Below are 3,847 nucleotides of genomic sequence, written 5' to 3'. Positions count from 1 at the left end.
CTAGATAATTTTAAACGGATGTTTACGCTAGATGAACTTTTTTGGAAATCTCTTTACAATACAGCTTATTATGTTTTGTTTAATGTGCCTCTTACAGCTGTGGGAAGTGTTCTGCTTGCTGTATTATTAAATCAACGAGTGCGCGGTATTTCTATTTTCAGGACAATTTTTTACTTACCTGCTATTCTCTCAGGAGTAGCTGTTTACGTATTATGGATGCAGATGCTTTCACCATCCTCAGGTTTGGTCAATGTTGTTTTATCATGGTTTAGTATTGATGGACCAGCATGGTTGTTCGATCCTAATTGGACGAAACCGGCATTGATTTTAATGAAATTGTGGAGTGTTGGGGGGGCTATGTTGCTTTACTTAGCTACACTGCAAAATGTTCCAAACCAATTATATGAGTCAGCAGAAATAGATGGAGCTAGCGCATTTGCACGTTTTCGCCATATTACTTTGCCAATGATTACGCCAATCATTTTTTATGATGTTGTTACTTCGACAATTGGAGCTTTTCAAATATTTCAAGAAGCTTATGTCATGTCAGAAAGTGGAACAAATGGACCGGCTAATTCCTTATTATTCTATAATCTACATATGTGGAACAAAGCCTTTGTAGCTTTTGATATGGGATACGCTATGGCAATGTCGATGATCCTTTTCGTCATTGTATTAACCTTAACATTTATAAATATGAAATTAGCCCCTCGTTGGGTACACTATGGAGGAGGGCGAAGTGAATGATTGAATCAACATCTTTAAAAGAAGCTACAGACTTACCTAAGAAGCAGCGTTTTAAAAGCAGGAAAAGACAAAAAAGAATCGGACAAATTGTCACATACATTCTTTTGATTGGTATCAGCATTGTTTTATTAGCTCCGCTCTTTTGGATGGTCTTTACTTCTTTAAAACCAATGGAAGAAGTTGTTCAGTTTCCGCCAACTTTCTTCCCTGAAACATTTCAATGGTCGAATTATACTGAAACCATTCAAGCTTTTCCATTTTTCCAATACATGAAAAACACATTGTACATCACTTTTTTTGTGGTTCTGGGGAATGTGGTATCTAATTCATTTATTGCCTATGGCTTTGCTAAAATTGCTTTTCCAGGCAAAAAGTTTTTATTTTCTTTAGTTTTAGCGACTATGATGATACCTGGTTTTGTTACTATGATTCCACAATACATTTTATTCACAAAAATCGGATGGGTAGGAACTTATTTACCACTGATTGTTCCTTCATTTTTTGGAAGTGCATTTAATATCTTTTTGATGCGTCAATTTTATCTGTCCATTAATGATGAATTAATTGAAGCGGCTCAAATAGATGGTGCTAACCACCTATTTATCTGGAGTCATTTAATGGTCCCTTTAACTAAACCAGCATTAATTACTATTGGTATTACTTCTTTTAATGGAGCATGGAATGATTTTCTTGGACCATTGCTTTATATTCATGATGAAGATATGTATACACTACAAATCGGTTTGCAATCGTTCCAAAGTCAGTCCTCTACTCAGTGGAACTATTTAATGGCAGGGGCAACTCTGGTTATGATTCCGACGGTACTGTTATTCTTCTTTGCTCAAAAGTATTTTATTCAAGGGATGGATCTAACAGGTGGAACAAAAGGCTAGCTTTAAAAAAGTTTTTAATTTCTGAAAGATTGTGTTAGAAGAAAGGTAGTTAAGAATGAAAAAATTTGATTTAACAAATAGTGTAGTTGAAGGAACAGAATGGTTTGCACGCTTAGCTATTGTGAATTTGATATGGCTCTTGTTTTCTCTACCTATTATTACACTCATTCCAGCAACTGGTGCGTTGTTTCAATTAATGAGCGACTGGTCTAATGGAGAAACGGCTAAACCTATTTTCCGTAATTTTATGCATTATTTTAAACAAAACTTTTGGAGTAGTTTTAAGATTGGATTGCCAGTTTGCATCATTATGTTTATTTTATTTTTAGATAGTTGGTTTTTAAATACCCAGATGACCGCTACAGCAGGCATACAAATCTATAAATACGCTCTTTATACTTTTGGCATATTATTTGGATTAACTTCTTTATACAGCTGTCCATTATCAAAAAAAGTGAATGTATCTGTATCTCGCCTTTTTTTAACAGGTATGGTACTAATGGTCAGTCAACCACTGATCAGCTTATTATTGCTGATCAGTATCATTGTTATGGCAATAGTTTTATTAAAATGGCCAGCACTAGCTTTCTTTTTTTCAGTCAGCGTACTAGCTTGGCTAGCGACGCTTGCAATGGAAAAAGCGTACAAAAAAACAGCAAATAATACAGTTAAAGAGTAAAAAAATAAAAAGTCTAAAAATTATTTTAGGCTTTTTATTTTGTGCTAAGGTTAACTAATCAATAAAATGGACAAATAAATTAAGTACGATAGAATTAGAATTAAGTTGATGAATAAGAGAGAAAAAGGTCTGTTAGAGGTTAAAAAAGGATGAAAAGTAGATTCAGTACTTGAAAAAACATAGGAGGGAATAAAGGATGATGTTTCTGCAAATAGCGTCCAAGTTGGTCGTTGGTTTAATAGGGTTACTATTAGTTACACGTCTTTTAGGAAAAAAAACGTTGTCAGAAATTACTCCGTTTGATTTGATTTATACTCTCGTTCTTGGCGGAATCTTAGAAGAATCACTATATGACGATAAAATAAATATTTTGCATTTTTTATTTGCAGTTGCGTTATGGGGAATAATGATTTATTTATTGGAAACGGTTGTGCAAAAAAAGGATAAAGTGAATAATTTCATAAAAGGCATTCCTTCTGTTTTAATCTATGAAGGAGAACTGAATTTATCAGAAATCAAGAGTAATCATATTGAAATGGAACAGTTAAGATCTATGCTGAGAAGCCAAAACTGCTTTTCTTTGAGAATGGTCAAATATGCTGTTTTAGAAATAGGTGGTTCGGTCAGTGTGATGAAAGAATCTGAGGGAAATGAAGAATTTTCTTATTTATTAGTTGATGAAAAAGTCATTGAAATGAACACCTTACAATCTATTGGAAAAGATAAAAAATGGCTGATAGAAAGTTTAAAAGAAAAAGGGCATCCAAACCTGGAAGACATTGTTTATGCTGAATGGTCTCCTAAACAAGGCTTGTATGTAAAAACCTATCAACAATCAGAAAAAAAACAAATTAAACTAGAGAATTGATCATTTGTTAGTTGCTTGAAAATTCTAAATAAGATAAAAAGCTTCGCTGCAAAAATTGGCAAAGTTTTTTGTCTTATTTACTTTTAAAAAGGAGTTAAAAAGAAGGTTATTTTAATAGTATAGAAGCTGAGGATATGGTAATCTTTTTTTACAAATAAGGATGAGTAAAAAGGAGCAAGATATCTAGTGTTAGTTAAGTATAGAAATAGCCAGAATAAAGTGGCTTTAGGTTTGCTATCACTCATGCCAAAAGGACATGAATTAAAGCACCTCCAACAAACAATGCTACGGTACCAGCAGAATAAAAATTGGGAAATGTATTTTTGGCAAGAAGAAGGAAAATATATTGGCATTATTGGTATTGAAGTACAAAAACAAGAATTTGTTATTCAACATTTAGCAGTCTTGCCTTCCTTCAGAGGAGAAGGAGTAGGAAAAGCAATAGTAAATGAAATTCAAAAAATGTACAGCGGCCTTAAAATGATGACAACTGAAGAAACAGAAGCTTTTGTTAAATCGATTTATTGATGGACTTACCTTACTTCTATGGATTATACGAATGATTTATAGATGATGGTATTGATTCCAGCCGTTTTAATTGGTGGAGGAGAATGGTTCTTCCATAAATGGTTATTAAAAAATGATGTTGTACCAGATGAA

The 3,847-nt window shown here is 33.1% G+C and carries 5 protein-coding genes; all 5 read left to right on the top strand.

All coding sequences use genetic code 11. From position 1 onward, the window contains the following. A partial coding sequence (locus ABS911_RS14655; protein WP_350468171.1) for a carbohydrate ABC transporter permease occupies window positions 1-747 on the top strand: 747 nt, incomplete at its 5' end. Between the two features lie 146 nt (window positions 748-893). Further along, window positions 894-1,640: a carbohydrate ABC transporter permease gene (locus ABS911_RS14650; protein ID WP_420867473.1), complete on the top strand. Its 747-nt coding sequence runs from the start codon at window positions 894-896 to the stop codon at window positions 1,638-1,640. A gap of 55 nt (window positions 1,641-1,695) precedes the next feature. Continuing rightward, window positions 1,696-2,319 carry a YesL family protein gene (locus tag ABS911_RS14645; protein WP_350468170.1) on the top strand — a complete coding sequence of 208 codons (624 nt, stop codon included), beginning with the start codon at window positions 1,696-1,698 and terminating at the stop codon, window positions 2,317-2,319. A gap of 199 nt (window positions 2,320-2,518) precedes the next feature. Further along, complete coding sequence (locus ABS911_RS14640) at window positions 2,519-3,187, top strand: YetF domain-containing protein (RefSeq protein ID WP_034538680.1); 669 nt, start codon at window positions 2,519-2,521, stop codon at window positions 3,185-3,187. A gap of 186 nt (window positions 3,188-3,373) precedes the next feature. Next, window positions 3,374-3,715 carry a GNAT family N-acetyltransferase gene (locus tag ABS911_RS14635; protein WP_350468169.1) on the top strand — a complete coding sequence of 114 codons (342 nt, stop codon included), beginning with the start codon at window positions 3,374-3,376 and terminating at the stop codon, window positions 3,713-3,715. The last annotated feature ends 132 nt before the right edge of the window (window positions 3,716-3,847 follow it).

The sequence above is a fragment of the Carnobacterium sp. genome, from assembly GCF_040274425.1.
This window is presented reverse-complemented; position numbering and strand designations above follow the sequence as displayed.